The 19,731-nt window shown below is 60.0% G+C and carries 17 protein-coding genes; 3 read left to right on the top strand and 14 right to left on the bottom strand.

The genetic code is table 11. The annotated features are described in order from the left end of the window. Nucleotides 1–2: 2 nt before the first annotated feature. Complete coding sequence (gene cobA / locus ASG55_RS05185; RefSeq protein ID WP_056784150.1) at nucleotides 3–773, top strand: uroporphyrinogen-III C-methyltransferase; 771 nt, start codon at nucleotides 3–5, stop codon at nucleotides 771–773. 69 nt (nucleotides 774–842) lie between these two features. On the opposite strand, the gene ASG55_RS05180 is transcribed toward cobA, so the two are convergent. From ASG55_RS05180 to ppsA, 8 genes are all read right to left on the bottom strand, one after another. Beyond that, on the bottom strand, nucleotides 843–1,877 hold the full coding sequence (locus ASG55_RS05180; protein WP_039762998.1) for an OmpA family protein: 1,035 nt from the start codon (nucleotides 1,875–1,877) through the stop codon (nucleotides 843–845). Nucleotides 1,878–1,984: 107 nt separating this feature from the next. Then, nucleotides 1,985–2,575, bottom strand: coding sequence for an RNA polymerase sigma factor SigX (gene sigX, locus ASG55_RS05175; protein ID WP_016773832.1), 591 nt, complete (start codon nucleotides 2,573–2,575; stop codon nucleotides 1,985–1,987). 90 nt (nucleotides 2,576–2,665) lie between these two features. After that, complete coding sequence (locus ASG55_RS05170) at nucleotides 2,666–3,490, bottom strand: mechanosensitive ion channel family protein (protein WP_016773831.1); 825 nt, start codon at nucleotides 3,488–3,490, stop codon at nucleotides 2,666–2,668. A 2-nt stretch (nucleotides 3,491–3,492) separates the two neighbouring features. Beyond that, on the bottom strand, nucleotides 3,493–3,741 hold the full coding sequence (locus ASG55_RS05165; RefSeq protein ID WP_056784148.1) for a hypothetical protein: 249 nt from the start codon (nucleotides 3,739–3,741) through the stop codon (nucleotides 3,493–3,495). A 63-nt stretch (nucleotides 3,742–3,804) separates the two neighbouring features. Next, nucleotides 3,805–4,800: a zinc transporter ZntB gene (locus tag ASG55_RS05160; RefSeq protein ID WP_016773830.1), complete on the bottom strand. Its 996-nt coding sequence runs from the start codon at nucleotides 4,798–4,800 to the stop codon at nucleotides 3,805–3,807. A 21-nt stretch (nucleotides 4,801–4,821) separates the two neighbouring features. Next, nucleotides 4,822–5,313, bottom strand: coding sequence for a ribonuclease E activity regulator RraA (gene rraA, locus ASG55_RS05155; protein WP_016773829.1), 492 nt, complete (start codon nucleotides 5,311–5,313; stop codon nucleotides 4,822–4,824). Nucleotides 5,314–5,523: 210 nt separating this feature from the next. Beyond that, nucleotides 5,524–6,513 (bottom strand): alpha/beta fold hydrolase, encoded by a 990-nt coding sequence (locus tag ASG55_RS05150; protein ID WP_041479138.1) that lies wholly within the window; start codon nucleotides 6,511–6,513, stop codon nucleotides 5,524–5,526. A gap of 185 nt (nucleotides 6,514–6,698) precedes the next feature. Beyond that, nucleotides 6,699–9,074: a phosphoenolpyruvate synthase gene (gene ppsA, locus ASG55_RS05145; RefSeq protein WP_056784146.1), complete on the bottom strand. Its 2,376-nt coding sequence runs from the start codon at nucleotides 9,072–9,074 to the stop codon at nucleotides 6,699–6,701. A 174-nt stretch (nucleotides 9,075–9,248) separates the two neighbouring features. Between ppsA and ppsR the strand changes: the two genes are divergently transcribed. Beyond that, nucleotides 9,249–10,067, top strand: a complete 819-nt coding sequence (gene ppsR / locus ASG55_RS05140; RefSeq protein ID WP_016773826.1) for a posphoenolpyruvate synthetase regulatory kinase/phosphorylase PpsR — start codon at nucleotides 9,249–9,251, stop codon at nucleotides 10,065–10,067. Nucleotides 10,068–10,200: 133 nt separating this feature from the next. On the opposite strand, the gene prpD is transcribed toward ppsR, so the two are convergent. The 6 genes from prpD to ASG55_RS05110 form a co-directional block, all read right to left on the bottom strand. Then, nucleotides 10,201–11,685 (bottom strand): 2-methylcitrate dehydratase, encoded by a 1,485-nt coding sequence (gene prpD / locus ASG55_RS05135; protein WP_056784143.1) that lies wholly within the window; start codon nucleotides 11,683–11,685, stop codon nucleotides 10,201–10,203. Nucleotides 11,686–11,871: 186 nt separating this feature from the next. Next, nucleotides 11,872–13,062: a 2-methylaconitate cis-trans isomerase PrpF gene (prpF, locus tag ASG55_RS05130; protein WP_056784140.1), complete on the bottom strand. Its 1,191-nt coding sequence runs from the start codon at nucleotides 13,060–13,062 to the stop codon at nucleotides 11,872–11,874. Between the two features lie 53 nt (nucleotides 13,063–13,115). Next, nucleotides 13,116–15,710 (bottom strand): Fe/S-dependent 2-methylisocitrate dehydratase AcnD, encoded by a 2,595-nt coding sequence (acnD, locus tag ASG55_RS05125; RefSeq protein ID WP_056784137.1) that lies wholly within the window; start codon nucleotides 15,708–15,710, stop codon nucleotides 13,116–13,118. Between the two features lie 198 nt (nucleotides 15,711–15,908). After that, a complete protein-coding gene (gene prpC / locus ASG55_RS05120) occupies nucleotides 15,909–17,036 on the bottom strand; it encodes a bifunctional 2-methylcitrate synthase/citrate synthase (protein WP_056784134.1) in 1,128 nt (375 codons plus the stop codon). 138 nt (nucleotides 17,037–17,174) lie between these two features. Beyond that, nucleotides 17,175–18,068: a methylisocitrate lyase gene (prpB, locus tag ASG55_RS05115; protein ID WP_024012298.1), complete on the bottom strand. Its 894-nt coding sequence runs from the start codon at nucleotides 18,066–18,068 to the stop codon at nucleotides 17,175–17,177. Beyond that, nucleotides 18,065–18,787, bottom strand: a complete 723-nt coding sequence (locus ASG55_RS05110) for a GntR family transcriptional regulator (protein WP_177180867.1) — start codon at nucleotides 18,785–18,787, stop codon at nucleotides 18,065–18,067. Before ASG55_RS05110 ends, prpB begins: the two co-directional genes overlap by 4 nt. Before the next feature lie 403 nt (nucleotides 18,788–19,190). Here ASG55_RS05110 and rloA point away from each other — a divergent pair, with 403 nt between their 5' ends. Then, nucleotides 19,191–19,727, top strand: coding sequence for a retropepsin-like aspartic peptidase RloA (gene rloA / locus ASG55_RS05105; protein WP_016773819.1), 537 nt, complete (start codon nucleotides 19,191–19,193; stop codon nucleotides 19,725–19,727). The last annotated feature ends 4 nt before the right edge of the window (nucleotides 19,728–19,731 follow it).

Raw genomic sequence — 19,731 nt, 5'->3', positions numbered from 1 at the left:
CCATGAATGCGAAAGTCTGGCTGGTGGGCGCAGGCCCTGGCGATCCGGAGTTGCTGACGCTCAAAGCGGTGCGTGCATTGCGCGAGGCCGATGTGGTGATGATCGATGATCTGGTCAACGACGCCGTGCTGGAACACTGCCCGACTGCGCGGGTTATTCCCGTTGGCAAGCGCGGCGGCTGCCGTTCGACGCCACAGGCATTCATTCATCGGCTGATGCTGCGTTATTCACGCCAGGGCAAATGCGTAGTGCGCCTGAAGGGCGGCGATCCGTGCATTTTCGGCCGCGGTGGCGAAGAAGCGCAGTGGTTGCGCGAGCGCGGGGTTGAAGTGGAATTGGTCAATGGCATTACCGCCGGGCTGGCCGGGGCGACGCAGTGCGATATTCCGCTGACGTTGCGTGGCGTCGCGCGCGGGGTAACGCTGGTGACTGCGCACACTCAGGATGACAGCCAGTTGAACTGGCAGGCGTTGGCGCAAGGCGGAACGACGCTGGTGGTTTACATGGGCGTGGCCAAGCTGGGCGAGATTCGTGATCAGCTGCTGGCGGGAGGGATGGCGGCGCATACGCCGGTGGCGATGATCGAAAACGCTTCTTTGGCGCATCAGCGTGAATGTCGCAGTGATCTGACTGCGATGGCTGAGGATGCGTCGGCGTTTGAGTTGAAAAGTCCGGCGATTCTGGTGATTGGTGCGGTGGCGGCTGTTGCTCAAGAGCAAAAGATCGCAGCCTTCGGTAGCTCCGGGACGGCGTACAACGCGCAGGCGCTTTAAGCGGCGAAGCCAAATCGCAGACAAAGAAAAGCCCGGCCTGAGCCGGGCTTTTCCATCAGCGGCAGCTAATTACTTAGCTTGAGCTTCAACCTGCGCTTCTACGCGACGGTTTACAGCGCGGCCAGCTTCAGTTTTGTTGTCAGCAACTGGGCGGGATTCGCCGTAGCCAACAGACTGAACGCGGGACGATTCAACACCGTACTGGTTGGTCAGAACTTGCTTAACGGCGTTTGCACGACGCTCGGACAGTTTCTGGTTGTAAGCGTCAGGACCGACGGAGTCAGTGTGACCTTCAACAGTAGTGGTGGTGGATGGGTACTGCTTCATGAAGTCAGCCAGGTTTTTGATGTCGCCGTAGCTGTTAGGCTTGACTACCGACTTGTCGAAGTCGAATTTCACGTCCAGCTCAACACGAACAACTTCAGCAACTGCTGGGCAGCCATCAGCGTCAACGGTTACGTTGGCTGGGGTGTCCGGGCACTTGTCAACGTTGTCGCAAACGCCATCGTTGTCGCTGTCGGAGCAGACTTCAGCAGGTGCTGGAACTGGAGCAGCAGCTGGCTTGGAGCCGCCACCGAAGTTCACACCGATACCGACGCTAGGAGCCCACTCGGTGTCGCCCTGGTCGATGTTGTACTGAGCTTCAACGCCGGCACGGGCGTAGAAGTTCTCGGTGAAGTACAGCTTGGCACCGCCGCCAACGTTGGCGAAGGTGGAACGGTTACGACCGTTCGAACCGTTCTGGTCGATGCTCTGGTCAGAGAAACCGGCCGAAACGTATGGACGAATCATGTCGCCTGGGTTGTTGAAGTGGTACAGAGCGTCCAGAGCGGTGTTAGCGCCTTTGACGTTCTTGCCATCGTCGGCACGTACGTTGTGCACTTCGTCGTAGCCCAGACGCAGTTCAACGTCGTCGGTCAGGAAGTAACCGATCGAACCGCCGAACAGGTTGCCGTTGTTCTTGAAGTTACGAGCGCTGTCGAATTGTTCTTTCTTAGCGAAGCCTTCGATTTCAACTGCGCCTTGGCCTTGTGCCAGAGCGCCGAACGAAGTGGCGGCAATCAGAGAACCAATGGCCAAGCCCAAGGTGTTTTTCAGTTTCATCCGTTAAATCCCCATCTGGTGATTGTGAAGCAGTCCCGCAAACCGGGGGACAACTCGGCGGCAAGTCTATCAGAACTTGCCTACACGTAAGAGATATTTGCGCTGAACTAAGTTTCAGCAATGCCTGCAAATTTCTCACGCAATTTATCTAGAGCGCGTTTGTAACGCATTTTTGTCGCACTCAAACCCATGTGCATGATGTCTGCGATCTCCTGAAACTCCAGCTCTGCGACAAATCGTAGCACCAGAATTTCGCGGTCAATCGGATTCACATACACCAGCCAGCGATCAAGCCCACCCTTCTCCTCCGGCTTCGGCGCCTTTTCTTCAGACGCTTCTTCAAGAGGGTCCAGACTGAGAGCGTCCATCAAGCGACGCTTACGCCGTTCCTTCCGATACTGCGTGATGCATTCGTTGTAAGTGATGCTGTAAAGCCAGGTTTTGAACTTCGATTTCCCCTCGAAGTTCTTCAGGCCGTACAGCACCTTCAGCATCACTTCCTGACAGACATCGTCTGCGTCGCGATCGTTCCCAAGATATCTCGCGCAGACGTTAAATAATGTTCGCTGGTAACGCCGCATCAACTCTTCGTAGGCGCGCGTTACGTGAAACAGCTCGGTATGCGAGCGCGCGACCAACTCCTCATCAGAGAGCTCGCGGGGGTCGTAGCGCGTGGATAGCGGTTGGGCTTTATTCAAAACAAGTCGTGCCGACAGTCAGGTCAATGTCCGCCACAACCAGCCTTGGCTGGCATTTTGCGGCGGCATACATTAGCAGGGTTTGCCGGTTTAGCGGCTACTCACATGCTGTTCCAGCAGGATCCGATTGGAGAGAGAGACTAGCTCACCCTCATCGGTCAGCAATGTGGTTTTAACCGTGCCGATCTCTTCGATCTGGCCTTCGACCTCGCCAACACGCACTTGTTGCCCAACCTCATACAGCTCACGCACATAGATTCCCGCAAGAATCTGACCGGCGATTTCCCGGCTTCCCAAACCCATGGCCAGCGCAACTGCCAGACCAACGGTAATCAATACGATGACAATCACATGGTTCAGCAGGTCGGTCTTGACCTCGAGCTGGCTGATCGCTACCGAGATGCTGATGATGATCACCAGCCCCTGCGCGATCCGTCCCAACCCGGAAGCGTAGTCCAGGCCTACGCCTTCTGCTGCGCCGCGCACCAGCCCGTTGGCCAGTTGCGCCAGCAGGACACCGACCAGCAACACCAGCGCGGCGCCGAATACTTTCGGCAGATACAACGCCAGCATGTCCAGCGTAGCTGAAACTCGCTCAAGGCCAAGGGATTCTGCTGCGGAAACCAGAAAAATCAGCAGAACGAACCAGTAGACGATTTTACCGATCAGCGTCGAGATCGGCACTTGCAGCCCGGCCCGCGACATCAGTTTGGTCAGCCCGGTACCGCCCATCAGGCGATCAAGGCCCAGTTTTGCGAGCAATTTGGAGAGCAAGGTGTCGAGCAGCTTGGCCACGACGAAACCCAACAGCAGCACAACCAGTGCGCCGAACAGGTTCGGAATGAAATTAGCGACTTTGGTCCACAACGCAGTCATTGCAGTGACGAGGCTCTGAGTCCAGAGATCAAGTTCCATATTCAATCAGCCTTATCAGCAATGCGAGCAGTGGTTTTACGAAGACGGGAAACCGGCGAGACATGCGCCGAGCCATTGTTCAGGGCGATCATCAGCGCGGGCAGCCAGCGGCCCAGCAGGCTGAACAGATCACCGGCGCCGACCTGGCGGTTGGCGGTTTTGAGTACGCGGCCCAGGCACGCATCGTCGTCGCGGCTGGACGGCGAAGCGTTGAGCATGTCGCGCAAAGACTGTTCAAACGGATCGTGCATACGCACCTCTCGTGATGTCTGTGAAAGACGCGGGCAGTTTTACTCGGGTCACATGCGCCATGTTCACACCCAGCGCAATCGACGGAACAACCACCACTGGCCGAACGCCAGGGCGAGTACCGTCAGGCAGGCAATCAGGAAACCATACGGGCTTTCGGCAAACGGAATACCGCCGACATTGATGCCCAGCAGACCGGTGATGAAACTCATCGGCAAGAAGATGCAGGTAATGATGCCGAAGCGGTACATGGTGCGATTCATGTGCACGCTCAAACGCCGGTCTTCGGCCTCCAGCACAAGCCCCACACGCTCTCGAGTCAATTCGAGCTCTTCCAGATAACGGGTCAGGCTGTTGTTCAATTCGTTCCAGTAGTCGGCGTCGTCTTCGACGAACCACGGCAATTTTATCCGCGTCAGCTGTCCGAAAATATCCCGCTGTGGCGCAAGAAAACGCTTCAGCCCGGCCGCTCTACGGCGGATGTGCAAAATCGCCCCGTGCTCGGGCGTATACCGTTCGTCGGCGTCGAGTTTTTCTTCCTCTTCATCGACCACTTCCGACAGGCACGTGACCAGATCCTGCACTTTATTGGTGAGGAACTGCGCCAGATACAGCATCAATTCAGAAGACGTTTTCGGACCTTTGCCCTCCCCCAGCAGCGCCAGCAACTCATCTGTAGCGCGCAACGGACGCAAGCGCAGGGAAATCACGCGCTGAGCGGAGGCAAAAATCCGCACCGAGACCATGTCTTCCGGCTCGGCGCCCGGGTTGAGATTGACCCCGCGCAGAAACAGCAGCAGCTCGGAGTCGGGCAATGGCAACAGACGCGGGCGGGTGTTCTCTTCCAGCAGCAGATCGCAGGTGAATTCGTTGAGCCCGCTGGATTTGCGCAGCCAGGTTTGGGTCTGCGGATGGCTGCGATCCCAGTGCAGCCACAGGCTTTCATGGGCCTGCAGCTGCAAATCGTCGAGCTCAGTCCGGGCTATCGAACGCGCACCGCCCTTGCCGTCCAGCACCAGGGCATGCACCAGCCCCCATTGCGCGTTTTCTTCCTCGAACATCCGCATCCCTTGTCGAAAAGCTTATTCAGGCATCTTCAGCGGGCTCGGCGACACGATCACGCCGTTGTTGTCCGCATAAATGTATTGGCCTGGGTGGAACGTCACGCCGGCGAAAGTCACCGGGACGTTGAGGTCGCCGATGCCGCGCTTGTCGGTTTTCATCGGGTGGCTGGCCAGCGCCTGCACGCCGAGATCGGTCTGGGCGATGACGTCGACGTCACGGATGCAACCGTAGATCACCAGCCCTTCCCAGCCGTTCTGCGCGGCCTTGGCGGCGATCATGTCGCCCAGCAGGGCGCGGCGCAGCGAACCGCCGCCATCAACCACCAGCACTTTGCCTTTGCCGTTGAGTTCGGCCTGCTCCTTGACCAGCGAATTGTCTTCGAAGCACTTGATGGTCACGATTTCGCCGCCGAAGGAATCCCGGCCGCCGAAATTGCTGAACATCGGTTCCAGCACCTGCACCAGCTCCGGGTAGGCGTCGCACAGGTCAGGCGTAAGGTAATGTTCCATCGAAAAACTCCTGTAACAAGGAAGACGATCAAGGATGCCGCATTCTGATTAGACGAGTTCCGGCGGTCGCTGTTTACCTTAGTCCATGCCATGGTCGCTGAGCGAACCTGAACCGCGGCTGAAACGTTATCGCTAAACAGTCACGAAATATGACCGGAACCGCACAATGCGTCATATCTTAGCCGCAAGCCAGGCTGAACGGAACGCCCCTCACACTGCAGCGGCCAGATTCGCTGGCTGCGCAAGCAACGGTGTCTGCTGATCCTTCAACCAGCGCGCCACCAGCGGCCACACTTCAGCCTGCGCAGCTTTGCTCACCAGCATTTCGACATGGCCGAAATTATCCGAGAAGCCCTGCTCGCGGCCCAGGTTGATGAACTGCTTGTGCTCGGCGCCGATCTGCTCGAACAGCTTGCGGCAAGCCCACGCCGGATCCTGATGATCGCCCGCTGCCGTCACCGCCAGCACCGGTACCTGAACCTCGGCAAGTCCGGCCCACCAGTCCTTGTCCTTGTCGCCGAAGCGACCGAACAAGCCGTACCAGCGCATGCTTTCGATGGCCAGGCCAATCGGTTCGTCTTCCGGGCCGCGCTTGAGGCGTGAGCCGGACAACTGCGCGAAACGCTTGAGAATAAAGCGCCCGCCCCACTCCACCGGTGGGATTTTCAAAGGCCAATAGGTGCGGCTGACCTGGGTGCCGAAAAACGCCGCCGAGGCCACGGCCGGTTCGCCGAGATACTCGCCGCCGAGCGCTGCTGCCAGGGTGATGCCGCCCAGCGAATGGCCGATCCAGTGCGGGATCTGTCCGCTTTGCTCACGCACGAACGCGGCAATCGCCGGCAGATCGTAACGGGCGTAGTCGGCCACGCGGTTGCGCCGATAGTCTTCGTTGCGCTGGGACAGGCCGTGACCGCGCATTTCCGGAATCCACACGTCGAAGCCAAGCCGGGTCAGATACGCGCCGAGACCGAGGCCTTTGGGGGAAAACCAGAAGCGCCGATTGGAAAAGCTGCCGTGCAACAGAATCACCGGCACGCCGCGTGGCGCCGTGTCATCGGCCATGCCCAGGCGGGTGACGGCGATCTCTACGGACCAGTCCGGGCTGTTGCCGGGTTTCAATCGATAGACGTCTTCGCTCAGATCGCCGCGCCGCTCGGCGCTGATCAGCGCGACAGGAAACAGGTTGCTGCTGCTTTGCATAATGCTCTTGCACAAAAAAGGGCGGCATCCGATGGAGCCCGCCCTACTTCAATCTCAAGGCCCGGCCCCTGTGGGAGCGAGCCAGCTCGCGAAAGCGGTGTATCAATCAACATCCATGGTGAATGTTGCTCCGTCTTCGCGAGCAGGCTCGCTCCTACAGGGGGCGCGGCCCGTTCACATGTTGATCAAGCCTGTGCCTGACCTTCGGCGAGGAAGAACCAGGTTTCCAGCACGGTGTCCGGGTTCAGCGACACGCTCTCGATGCCCTGTTCCATCAGCCACTTGGCCAGATCCGGGTGGTCCGAAGGACCCTGACCGCAGATGCCGATGTACTTGCCAGCCTTGTTGCAGGCCTGAATGGCGTTGGCCAACAGCTTCTTGACCGCTGGATTACGTTCGTCGAACAGGTGCGCGATGATCCCCGAGTCACGGTCCAGACCCAGCGTCAGTTGGGTCAGGTCGTTGGAGCCGATCGAGAAACCGTCGAAGAATTCGAGGAATTCCTCAGCCAGAATCGCGTTGGATGGCAGTTCGCACATCATGATTACGCGTAGACCGTTCTCGCCACGCTTCAAGCCGTTCTCGGCGAGCAGATCGACCACCTGGCTGGCTTCGCCGAGAGTACGGACGAACGGCACCATGATTTCCACGTTGGTCAGGCCCATCTCGTTGCGCACGCGTTTCAGCGCGCGGCATTCGAGTTCGAAGCAGTCGCGGAACGATTCGCTGATGTAACGCGAAGCGCCACGGAAGCCCAGCATCGGGTTTTCTTCTTCCGGCTCGTAGAGCTTGCCGCCGATCAGGTTGGCGTATTCGTTGGACTTGAAGTCCGACAGACGCACGATGACTTTTTTCGGCGTGAACGCTGCAGCCAAGGTGCTGATGCCTTCCACCAGTTTGTCGACGTAGAAGTCAACGGGGTCGCTGTAACCGGCAATACGCTTGTCGACGCTGTCCTTGATTTCCTGGGGCAGGCCGTCGTAGTTCAACAGCGCTTTCGGGTGCACGCCGATCATGCGGTTGATGATGAATTCCAGACGCGCCAGACCGACGCCGGCGTTCGGCAATTGGGCGAAGTCGAAGGCGCGATCCGGGTTGCCGACGTTCATCATGATCTTGAACGGCAGCTCCGGCATGGCGTCGACGGAGTTCTTCTTGATGTCGAAGCCCAGTTCGCCTTCGAAGATGTAACCGGTGTCGCCTTCGGCGCAGGATACGGTCACGCCCTGGCCATCCTTCAGCAGCTGGGTGGCGTTGCCGCAACCGACCACCGCCGGAATGCCCAGCTCACGGGCAATGATCGCCGCGTGGCAGGTACGTCCGCCACGGTTGGTGACGATGGCGCTGGCGCGCTTCATCACCGGTTCCCAGTCCGGGTCGGTCATGTCGGAAACCAGCACGTCGCCCGGCTGGACCTTGTCCATTTCCGAGACGTCTTTGATGATCCGCACTTTGCCGGCGCCGATGCGCTGGCCGATCGCCCGACCTTCCACCAGCACGGTGCCGGTTTCTTTCAGCAGGTAACGTTCCATGACGTTGGCCTGGGTGCGGCTTTTCACGGTTTCCGGACGGGCCTGCACGATGTACAGCTTGCCGTCGTCACCGTCCTTGGCCCACTCGATGTCCATCGGGCAGCCGTAGTGCTTCTCGATGATCATCGCCTGCTTGGCCAGCTCGCTGACTTCGGCGTCGGTCAGGCAGAAACGCGCGCGCTCGGCCTTGTCGACATCGACAGTCTTGACCGAACGACCGGCCTTGGCCTCGTCGCCGTAGATCATCTTGATGGCTTTGCTGCCCAGATTGCGACGCAGGATCGCCGGACGACCGGCCTCCAGCGTGCCTTTGTGTACGTAGAACTCATCCGGGTTGACCGCGCCTTGTACGACGGTTTCGCCCAGGCCGTAAGCGCCGGTGATGAACACCACATCACGGAAACCCGATTCGGTATCGAGCGTGAACATCACGCCGGCGGTGCCGGTTTCCGAGCGCACCATGCGCTGCACGCCAGCCGACAGGGCGACCAGTTTGTGGTCGAAACCCTGGTGCACGCGGTAGGAAATCGCACGGTCGTTGAACAGCGAAGCGAACACCTCTTTAGCGGCGCGGATTACGTTTTCCACACCACGGATGTTCAGGAAGGTTTCCTGCTGACCGGCGAACGAGGCGTCCGGCAGGTCTTCGGCGGTGGCTGAAGAACGCACGGCAACGGCCACATCAGGATTGCCGGCCGACAGCGCGGCGAACGCGGTGCGGATCTCGGTGTTGAGCTTTTCAGGGAATTCGGCGTCCATGATCCATTGGCGGATCTGCGCGCCGGTCTTGGCCAGGGCATTGACGTCGTCGACGTCGAGCGCGTCGAGGGCCTTGTGGATCTGCTCGTTCAGGCCGCTCAGTTCGAGGAAGTCACGATAGGCCTGAGCCGTCGTGGCGAAGCCGCCGGGGACCGAAACACCGGCGCCTGCCAGGTTACTGATCATCTCGCCCAGGGATGCGTTCTTGCCCCCCACATGCTCAACATCGTGTTTGCCGAGCTTATCGAGGGAAACTACGTACTCTACCAAGGTGATCTCTCCACTAACTGTGTTGGAAAAGCTCAGAAACCGGCGGCCCGGGGGAGCCTTGGCCGGTTGTATGGCCTGGACCTGGAAAATAAGTGAGAATGCGGGCCAATGGCGGCCGGCAAATCGCGCCTATCATATCCAAGATTCGTTACTAGCTTAAGGCCCAAGGTGCAAATGAAACGATCTGCTTTCTTCATCTCCGATGGCACCGGCATTACCGCCGAAACCCTGGGTCAAAGCCTGCTGGCGCAGTTCGAAAACATTACCTTCAGCAAATTCACGCGGCCCTACATCGACAGCGTGGAAAAAGCGCGGGCCATGGTACAACAAATCAACAAAGCCGCTGAAACCGACGGCTTTCGGCCGATCATCTTCGACACCATCGTCAATCAGGACATTCGTGAGATTCTCGCAACGTCCAATGGTTTCATGATCGACATTTTCTCGACCTTCCTCGCGCCGCTCGAACAGGAGCTTACCGAGCATTCTTCCTACACCGTCGGCAAGTCCCATTCCATTGGGCACAACTCCAATTACATGGAGCGCATCGAGGCGGTGAACTTCGCCCTCGACAACGATGACGGCGCGCGCACCCACTATTACGACAAAGCCGATCTGATACTAGTGGGCGTGTCGCGATGCGGCAAAACGCCGACGTGTCTGTACATGGCCATGCAGTTCGGTATCCGCGCGGCCAACTATCCGCTGACCGAAGACGACATGGAGCGCCTGACCCTGCCGACGGCCCTGCGCGCCCATCAGCACAAGCTGTTCGGCCTGACCATCGACCCGGACCGCTTGACCGCGATCCGCAACGAGCGCAAGCCCAACAGCCGTTATTCGAGCTACGCCCAGTGCGAATTCGAAGTGCGCGAAGTGGAGAACCTGTTCCGCCGCGAGAACATTCCGCACATCAATTCCACGCATTTCTCGGTGGAAGAGATTTCGGCGAAGATTCTGGTGGAGAAAGGGGTTGAGCGGCGGTTCAAGTAGGTTTGCGGTGCCTGATCTGACGCTATCGCGGGCAAGCCCGCTACCACAGGTTCTGAAGGTGTTCACAATTTCTGTGTTCATCACCATTCCCTGTGGGAGCGGGCTTGCCCGCGAAGAACGATAACGCGGTCCGTCAGATCACAAACAGGTCGATGAATCGATTCACCGCTGTGGCTTCCAGCCGCGCCTGATCCTCACAGAGCGCAAATATCTCAGCGCAACGCTGCCCGGCAAACCGCGTGGCCAGGTTGGCCTTGAACTTGTCCTCCAGCAACGGAATACCTTCGGCGCGGCGGCGGCGATGGCCGATCGGGTACTCCACCAGCACGTTATCGGTGCTGCTGCCGTCCTTGAAAAACACCTGCACGGCATTGGCAATCGAGCGCTTGTCGGGCTCAAGGTATTCGCGAGTGAAACGCGGTTCTTCGACGATGACCATTTTTTCGCGCAGCACATCGATGATCGGATGCGCCTTGTGGAAGTCGTCTTCGTAGTGCTCCGCCACCAGATTGCCGAATGCCAGCGGCACGGCGGTCATGTATTGCAGGCAGTGGTCGCGGTCGGCGGCATTGCCCAGCGGGCCGACCTTGGAAATGATGCGGATCGCCGATTCATGGGTGGTGATGACGATGCGGTCGATCTCATGCAGGCGATTGCGCACCTGCGGATGCAAGGTCACCGCCGCCTCGCATGCCGTCTGCGCATGGAATTCGGCGGGGAAACTGATCTTGAACAGCACGTTTTCCATCACGTAACTGCCGAACGGCCGGGAAAAGCTGAAAGCGCGTTTGTCCGCGGGTTTCAGCGCCAGATCGTTGTTGGTGTGGCTGAACGAAACGTCATAGAAGCCCCACTGCTTCGCGCTCAACACGCCGGGAATGCCCATCTCACCGCGCATGGCGATGTCGGCCAGCCTTACGCCGCGACTCGCCGCATCCCCCGCCGCCCAGGATTTGCGCGAGCCAGCGTTCGGCGCATGGCGATAGGTACGCAGCGCCTGACCGTCGGCGAAGGCATGGGACAGCGCCGACAACAGCTGCTCGCGATTGGCACCCATCAGTCTGGCGCTGACGGCGGTCGAGGCGACTTTCACCAGAATGACGTGGTCGAGTCCAACCCGGTTGAAGGAGTTTTCCAGAGCGATCACGCCTTGAATCTCGTGGGCCATGATCATCGCTTCAAGCACATCACGCAGGGTCAGCGGCGCCTCACCGTGGGCGACGCGTTTCTGCGACAGGTGATCAGCAACGGCGAGGATGGCACCGAGGTTGTCCGATGGATGCCCCCACTCAGCGGCAAGCCAAGTGTCGTTGTAGTCGAGCCAGCGGACGATGCAGCCGATATCCCAGGCGGCCTTGACCGGATCGAGGCGATAACTGGTGCCCGGCACTCGTGCGCCGAACGGTACAACCGTGCCTTCGACGATCGGGCCGAGATGTTTCGTGCATTCGGGAAAACGCAGAGCCAGCAGACCGCAGCCCAGCGTGTCGATCAGGCAGTTGCGCGCGGTGTTCAGCGCTTCGGCGGATTCGGGCTTGAAGGTGAGGACGTAGTCGGCGATGTCCTGCAGAACTGCGTCGTAATCGGGGCGGTTGTTCAGGTCGACGTTGGCGCTCATGTTCGATTCACTCGTGAAGTGGTTCGTTGATGGGACCTCGGTTCAGGGCTAACGATTTCTTATGATTGAAATGCAATCCACTGTGGGAGCGAGCCTGCTCGCGAAGGCTGAGCGTCAGTCAACATTTGCATGTCTGATGCATCGCTTTCGCGAGCAGGCTCGCTCCCACAAGGATATTGCTGTTGCTTAAAAGCAATCGCCGGGCACGCGGACATAGCCTTCCATGAGCACCCGCGCACTGCGACTCATGATGGCTTTCTTCACCACCCATTCGCCATTCTCCAGCGTCGCTTCAGCGCCCACGCGCAAAGTCCCCGACGGATGGCCGAAACGCACCGCGTTGCGTTCAATGCCTCCCGCAGCGAGATTCACCAACGTGCCGGAAATCGCTGCCGCCGTGCCGATCGCCACTGCCGCCGTGCCCATCATGGCGTGGTGCAGCTTGCCCATCGACAACGCGCGCACCAGCAGGTCCACATCACCAGCAGCGATCGCTTTACCACTCGACGCTACGTAATCCGCAGGCTTGGCGACGAACGCAACTTTCGGCGTGTGTTGCCGCTTGGCGGCTTCTTCCAGATTGGCGATCAGCCCCATCCGCAACGCACCGTAGGCACGAATGGTCTCGAACATCAGCAGCGCTTTTGGATCGCCGTTGATCGCGCCCTGGAGTTCGGTGCCGGTGTAGCCAATGTCTTCGGCGTTGACGAATATCGTCGGGATCCCGGCGTTGATCATGGTCGCCTTGAACGTGCCGACACCCGGGACCTCAAGCTCATCGACCAGATTGCCGGTGGGGAACATCGAGCCACCGCCGCCCTCTTCTTCCGCCGCCGGATCCATGAATTCAACCTGCACTTCGGCCGCCGGAAAGGTCACGCCGTCGAGTTCGAAATCACCGGTTTCCTGCACTTCGCCGTTGGTGATCGGGACGTGGGCAATGATGGTCTTGCCGATGTTGGCCTGCCACACGCGCACCACCGCCACGCCGTTGTGCGGAATGCGGCTGACGTCGACCAGACCGTTGCTGATGGCGAACGAACCGACCGCCGCCGAAAGGTTGCCGCAGTTGCCGCTCCAGTCGACGAACGGCTTGTCGATCGACACCTGGCCGAACAGGTAATCGACGTCGTGATCGGCGCGGGTGCTTTTCGACAGGATCACGGTTTTGCTAGTGCTCGACGTCGCGCCGCCCATGCCGTCGATTTGCTTGTCGTACGGGTCGGGACTGCCGATCACCCGCAGCAGCAGCGCATCGCGTGCCGGGCCAGGAACCTGCGCGGCTTCGGGCAGATCGGTCAGGCTGAAGAACACGCCTTTGCTGGTGCCGCCGCGCATGTAGGTGGCAGCGATTCTGATTTGTGGTGCGTGAGCCATGGTGCTCCTTACCGAAGGCATGGGACTTGAAAATCCCATGCCCACAAGTTGATTTAGACGGCTACCGCCGAGCCTTCGAGGAAGTCCTGCGCGAAGCGCTGCAACACGCCGCCGGCCTCGTAGATCGACACTTCTTCAGCGGTATCGAGACGGCAGGTCACCGGCACTTCGACACGCTCGCCATTCTTGCGATTGATCACCAGCGTAAGATCCGCACGCGGCTTGCGCTCGCCGATCACGTCGTAGGTTTCGCTGCCATCAATGGCCAGAGTGTGGCGGTTGGTACCGGGTTTGAATTCCAGCGGCAACACGCCCATGCCCACCAGGTTGGTGCGGTGAATGCGCTCGAACCCTTCAGCGGCAATTGCCTCGACACCGGCAAGGCGCACGCCTTTGGCCGCCCAGTCGCGGGACGAACCCTGACCGTAGTCAGCGCCAGCGATGATGATCAGCGGCTGCTTGCGCTGCATGTAGGTTTCGATGGCTTCCCACATGCGCATGACCTGGCCTTCCGGCTCGACACGCGCCAGCGAACCCTGCTTGACCTTGCCGTTTTCCACGACCATTTCGTTGAACAGCTTCGGATTGGCGAACGTCGCGCGCTGTGCCGTCAGGTGGTCGCCACGGTGGGTGGCGTAGGAGTTGAAGTCCTCTTCCGGCAGGCCCATTTTTGCCAGGTATTCGCCGGCGGCGCTGTCGAGCATGATCGCGTTCGATGGCGACAGGTGATCAGTGGTGATGTTGTCCGGCAGCACCGCCAATGGGCGCATGCCCTTCAGCGGACGAGCGCCGGCCAGCGCGCCTTCCCAGTACGGCGGACGGCGGATGTAGGTGCTCATCTCGCGCCAGTCGTACAGCGGCGCGACTTTCGGCCCGGTGTCTTCATGCACGGCGAACATCGGAATATAGACCTGACGGAACTGCTCAGGCTTGACCGAAGACTTCACCACCGCATCGATTTCTTCATCGCTCGGCCAGATGTCTTTCAGGCGAATTTCCCGGCCATCGACCACGCCCAGCACATCCTTCTCGATATCGAAACGGATGGTCCCGGCGATCGCGTAGGCAACCACCAGCGGCGGCGAGGCGAGGAATGCCTGTTTGGCATACGGGTGAATGCGGCCGTCGAAGTTGCGGTTGCCGGAAAGCACGGCGGTTGCGTACAGATCGCGGTCGATGATCTCTTGCTGGATCAGCGGATCGAGCGCGCCGGACATGCCATTGCAAGTGGTGCAGGCAAACGCCACGACGCCGAAACCGAGCTGTTCCAGCTCAGTGGTCAGCCCCGCTTCATCGAGGTACAGCGCCACGGTTTTCGAGCCCGGCGCCAGCGAAGATTTGACCCACGGCTTGCGGGTCAGGCCGAGCTTGTTGGCATTGCGCGCCAACAGGCCGGCGGCGATGACGTTGCGCGGGTTGCTGGTGTTGGTGCAACTGGTGATCGCGGCGATGATCACCGCGCCGTCGGGCATTTGCCCCGGCACGTCATCCCACTGGCCGGAGATGCCTTTGGCCGCCAGATCCGATACCGCAACGCGGGCGTGCGGGTTGCTCGGGCCGGCCATGTTGCGCACCACCGAGGACAGATCAAAAGTCAGGCCGCGCTCGTATTGCGCGCCTTTCAGGCTGTCAGCCCACAGGCCGGTCAACTTGGCGTATTGCTCGACCAGTTGCACTTGCTGGTCTTCACGACCGGTCAGTTTCAGGTAATCGATGGTCTGCTGGTCGATGTAGAACATCGCCGCCGTGGCGCCGTATTCCGGGGCCATGTTGGAGATGGTCGCGCGGTCGCCGAGGGTCAGCGCTGCTGCACCTTCACCGAAGAATTCCAGCCACGCGCCGACGACTTTCTGTTTACGCAGGTACTCGGTCAAAGCCAGGACCATGTCGGTGGCGGTGATGCCCGGTTGCAACTTGCCGGTCAGTTCGACGCCAACGCTTTCCGGCAGGCGCATCCACGACGCGCGACCGAGCATCACGCTCTCGGCTTCGAGGCCGCCGACGCCGATGGCAATCACACCCAGCGCATCGACGTGCGGCGTGTGGCTGTCGGTGCCGACGCAAGTGTCGGGGAACGCCACGCCTTCGCGCACCTGAATCACCGGCGACATTTTCTCCAGGTTGATCTGGTGCATGATGCCGTTGCCCGGCGGGATCACATCGACGTTCTTGAAGGCCTTTTTGGTCCAGTTGATGAAGTGGAAACGGTCTTCGTTGCGGCGGTCTTCGATGGCGCGGTTCTTCTCGAAGGCCTGGGCATCGAAACCGCCGGCCTCGACGGCCAGCGAGTGGTCGACGATCAATTGCGTCGGCACCACCGGGTTGACCTGCGCCGGGTCACCACCCTGCAAAGCGATGGCGTCACGCAGACCGGCGAGGTCGACCAGCGCGGTCTGGCCGAGGATGTCATGGCAGACCACCCGCGCCGGGAACCACGGGAAATCGAGATCGCGCTTGCGTTCGATCAGTTGCTTGAGCGAATCGGTAAGCGTGGCCGGGTCGCAGCGACGCACGAGGTTTTCCGCCAGCACGCGGGAGGTGTACGGCAGGGTATCGTAGCTGCCAGGCGCAATCACCTCGACCGCCGCGCGGGTGTCGAAGTAATCCAGCGGCGTGCCGGGCAGGTTCTTGCGGAATTCTGTGTTCATCGGGTCAGGACTCGGGTCACGGTGGTTGCAAAGGGTGGGCCAGAAACCTGAGTTACACACCGTCCACTGTGGGAGCGAGCCTGCTCGCGAAAGCGGTATATCAGTCGACATCAATGTTGAATGTCAGTCCGTCTTCGCGAGCAGGCTCGCTCCCACAGGGTCTAGCGGTGTTCTCTGGTTCCGGGTCAGCCCACCATTTCAGCGACGTTCGATTGGCACGAACTTGCGCTGTTCGACGCCGGTGTACTCAGCGCTCGGGCGGATGATGCGGTTGTTGGCGCGTTGTTCGAACACGTGCGCGGCCCAGCCGGTCAGGCGCGAGCAGACGAAGATCGGCGTGAACAGCTTGGTCGGGATGCCCATGAAGTGGTAAGCCGAGGCGTGATAGAAGTCGGCATTCGGGAACAGTTTCTTCTGCTCCCACATGGTCTTGTCGATGGCTTCGGAGACGGGGAACAACACCTTATCGCCGACCTCGTCCGCGAGTTTTTTCGACCAGCCCTTGATCACCTCGTTGCGCGGGTCGCTGTCCTTATAGATCGCGTGGCCGAAGCCCATGATCTTGTCCTTGCGCTCGAGCATGCCGAGGGTGCCTTTGATCGCCTCTTCCGGCGACGAGAAGCGCTCGATCATTTCCATCGCCGCCTCGTTGGCGCCACCGTGCAATGGACCGCGCAGCGAACCGATTGCCGCTGTTACGCAGGAATACAGATCGGAAAGGGTCGAGGCGCAAACCCGCGCGGTGAAGGTCGAGGCATTGAATTCGTGTTCGGCGTAGAGGATCAGCGACACGTTCATGACTTTGACGTGCAGTTCGCTCGGTTTCTTGCCGTGCAGCAAATGCAGGAAGTGGCCGCCAATGGTCGGCTCGTCGCTGACGCAGTCGATGCGCTTGCCGTCGTGGCTGAAGCGATACCAGTAGCACATGATCGCCGGGAAAGCGGCGAGCAGGCGGTCGGTCTTGTCGCGCTGTTCGGAGAAGTCCTTCTCCGGTTCGATGTTGCCGAGGAATGAGCAACCGGTGCGCATGACGTCCATCGGATGCGCGTCAGCCGGGATGCGCTCAAGCACTTCCTTGAGCGCTTGCGGCAGGTCGCGCAGCTTGCTCAGTTTGCTTTGATAGTCGGCCAGTTGCGCTTTGGTCGGCAGTTCGCCGTACAGCAGCAGATACGCGACTTCTTCAAATTGCGCGTCGGCGGCCAGTTCACGCACGTCGTAGCCGCGATAGGTCAGCCCGGCACCGGCCTGGCCCACGGTGGACAGTGCGGTTTGCCCGGCTACCTGGCCACGGAGCCCGGCGCCACTGAGTACTTTTGCTTCGGCCATTGTGTTCTCCAATCTTCTTGAATTTGTATGGGGAAAACTTGTGGGAGCGAGCCTGCTCGCGAAAGCGCTGGATCAGTCGACATCAATGTTGGATGTCAGTCCGTCTTCGCGAGCAGGCTCGCTCCCACAGGGTTTTGTTCAGCCTTTCTTCTGTGCAAACAACGCATCGAGCTTCTGCTCGAACGTGTGGTAATCGATACGATCGTAGAGCTCCATGCGAGTCTGCATGGTGTCGATGACATTCTGTTGCGTGCCATCGCGGCGGATCGCCGTGTAGACATTTTCCGCCGCCTTGTTCATCGCGCGGAATGCCGACAGCGGATACAGCACCAGAGAAACGTCGGCGCCGGCCAGTTGTTCGGTGGTGTACAGCGGCGTTGCGCCGAACTCGGTGATGTTGGCCAGGATCGGCGCTTTCACGCGATTGGCGAAAAGCTTGTACATGTCCAGCTCGGTAATCGCCTCAGGGAAAATCATGTCAGCGCCGGCCTCGATGCACGCCGCCGCACGATCGAGTGCCGACTCCAGACCTTCCACCGCCAGTGCGTCGGTACGCGCCATGATCACGAAGCTGTCGTCGGTGCGCGCATCGACGGCGGCTTTGATGCGATCGACCATTTCCTGCTGGCTGACAATTTCTTTATTCGGGCGATGGCCGCAGCGCTTGGCGCCGACCTGATCCTCGATGTGAATCGCCGCCGCGCCGAACTTGATCATCGACTTGACCGTGCGCGCGACGTTGAAGGCCGACGAGCCAAAACCGGTGTCAACATCCACCAGCAGCGGCAGGTCACAAACATCAGTGATGCGGCGCACGTCGGTGAGCACGTCGTCCAGCCCGGTGATGCCCAGGTCCGGCACGCCGAGCGAGCCTGCGGCCACGCCGCCACCGGACAGGTAGATCGCCTTGAAACCGGCGCGCTTGGCCAGCAGCGCGTGGTTGGCGTTGATCGCGCCGACCACTTGCAAAGGATGCTCGCTGGCGACCGCATCGCGGAAGCGCTGGCCCGGCGTGTTCAGGTTGGAAGTCATGCATCACCTCGTTCAGTGGCTGTCTTGTTGTGGGCGCCGTCCTCGTAGTGACGGGCGATGTTGCGTTTCGAGGCGCCGATGTGGCGGCGCATCAACAATTCCGCGAGCTCGCCGTCACGGTCGGCGATGGCATCGAGAATGCGGTGGTGTTCGGCGAAGGCCTGGTGCGGGCGATTCGGCGTGGTGGAAAACTGGATGCGGTACATGCGCACCAATTGATACAGCTCGCCGCAGAGCATCTGCGTCAGCGTGCGATTGCCGCTGCCCTGGATGATCCGGTAATGAAAGTCGAAATCGCCTTCCTGCTGGTAATAACCGACGCCGGCCTGAAACGCCGCATCGCGCTCGTGGGTTTCCAGGACCCGGCGCAGTTCGTCGATTTCCTCGACGCTCATGCGCTCGGCGGCGAGGCGGCAGGCCATACCTTCGAGGGATTCACGGATTTCGTAGAGTTCGATCAATTCGGCATGGCTGAGCGAGACCACCCGCGCACCGACGTGCGGCACGCGCACCAGCAGGCGCTGGCCTTCCAGACGATGGATCGCCTCACGCAGCGGGCCTCGGCTGATGCCATAGGTGCGCGCCAGCTCCGGCTCGGAGATCTTGCTGCCCGGGGCGATTTCGCCTTTGACGATTGCGGCCTGGATACGCCGGAAGACATTTTCCGACAGCGTCTCGGAATCGTCGCCACTGATGACCGGGGGATCGAGTTGATCCAGCATGATTGTCGACACCTTTAAATCCAATGCGGCAAAAACTAGCCAATCTGGCCCGATGAGTCAAAGGATAAATAGGTATTGTCGACAATCGTCTAATAACCGCAGCCAATCGATCATCTATTACTGTGGGAGCGTGCCTGCTCGCGAAGGCGGCACATCAGCCGGCTTCTGCATCGAATGACACAGCGCTTTCGCGAGCAGGCTCGCTCCCACAAGAGTGGCATCCCTTGCAGCTCATGGGTCGGCGCAAGCGCTGGCGCCATAAAACCACCGTGCTAGAATGCCGCCCGCATTTGCGGGTCTTTGTACGGCTTGCCATAAAAAGCTGCCAGGCACACGCAGGGGCTTGCGCACGGTTGTGCGGGCACCTGAACCGATAACGGAACGCTGCGCACCAGGATTTATGAGACTCAAGCCTTTCCCCACCTTTTTTGCTCTGTTTTGCCTGCCCGGCCTCGCCGCCGCGGGGGAAAAAACCGTGTACGGCCTCAACGAATACGCTTCGCTTGACGGCATCAATCTCGAAGTTGCGGCCAAACTCGACACCGGGGCGAAAACCGCCTCGCTGAGTGCCCGCGACATCAAACGCTTCAAACGCAACGGTGAATCCTGGGTACGTTTCTACCTGGCGATCGACACCGCGCATTCGCACCCCATCGAACGGCCGCTGGCGCGGGTCAGCAAGATCAAGCGCCGCGCCGGCGACTACGATCCGGAAGAAGGCAAGCAGTACACCGCCCGTCCGGTGATCGAGCTGGATATCTGCATGGGTTCGGCAATGCGCAGCATCGAAGTGAACCTCACCGACCGAAGTGCGTTCCAATACCCGCTTTTGATCGGCTCCGAGGCGCTGAAACGCTTCGACGCGCTGGTCGACCCCAGTCTTAAATACGCTGCCGGCAAACCTGCCTGCACCATCGCCGCTCACACCGCCGAGTAATTTC

The sequence above is a fragment of the Pseudomonas sp. Leaf434 genome (assembly GCF_001425545.1).
GTDB lineage: Bacteria > Pseudomonadota > Gammaproteobacteria > Pseudomonadales > Pseudomonadaceae > Aquipseudomonas > Aquipseudomonas siliginis.
Note: the sequence above shows the minus strand (reverse complement) of the source record. Positions and strands in the feature narration are given on the sequence as shown.

Excerpts from the sequence above, each read along its gene's own strand:
- ppsR (WP_016773826.1), top strand. The coding sequence starts at position 9,249 with ATGAAACGATCTGCTTTCTTCATCTCCGATGGCACCGGCATTACCGCC.
- ASG55_RS05180 (WP_039762998.1), bottom strand. The coding sequence starts at position 1,877 with ATGAAACTGAAAAACACCTTGGGCTTGGCCATTGGTTCTCTGATTGCC.
- cobA (WP_056784150.1), top strand. The coding sequence starts at position 3 with ATGAATGCGAAAGTCTGGCTGGTGGGCGCAGGCCCTGGCGATCCGGAG.
- rraA (WP_016773829.1), bottom strand. The coding sequence starts at position 5,313 with ATGGAACATTACCTTACGCCTGACCTGTGCGACGCCTACCCGGAGCTG.
- prpB (WP_024012298.1), bottom strand. The coding sequence starts at position 18,068 with ATGACTTCCAACCTGAACACGCCGGGCCAGCGCTTCCGCGATGCGGTC.
- ASG55_RS05160 (WP_016773830.1), bottom strand. The coding sequence starts at position 4,800 with ATGTTCGAGGAAGAAAACGCGCAATGGGGGCTGGTGCATGCCCTGGTG.
- ASG55_RS05170 (WP_016773831.1), bottom strand. The coding sequence starts at position 3,490 with ATGGAACTTGATCTCTGGACTCAGAGCCTCGTCACTGCAATGACTGCG.
- prpD (WP_056784143.1), bottom strand. The coding sequence starts at position 11,685 with ATGAGCGCCAACGTCGACCTGAACAACCGCCCCGATTACGACGCAGTT.
- ASG55_RS05165 (WP_056784148.1), bottom strand. The coding sequence starts at position 3,741 with ATGCACGATCCGTTTGAACAGTCTTTGCGCGACATGCTCAACGCTTCG.
- prpF (WP_056784140.1), bottom strand. The coding sequence starts at position 13,062 with ATGGCTCACGCACCACAAATCAGAATCGCTGCCACCTACATGCGCGGC.
- ASG55_RS05150 (WP_041479138.1), bottom strand. The coding sequence starts at position 6,513 with ATGCAAAGCAGCAGCAACCTGTTTCCTGTCGCGCTGATCAGCGCCGAG.
- acnD (WP_056784137.1), bottom strand. The coding sequence starts at position 15,710 with ATGAACACAGAATTCCGCAAGAACCTGCCCGGCACGCCGCTGGATTAC.
- prpC (WP_056784134.1), bottom strand. The coding sequence starts at position 17,036 with ATGGCCGAAGCAAAAGTACTCAGTGGCGCCGGGCTCCGTGGCCAGGTA.
- rloA (WP_016773819.1), top strand. The coding sequence starts at position 19,191 with ATGAGACTCAAGCCTTTCCCCACCTTTTTTGCTCTGTTTTGCCTGCCC.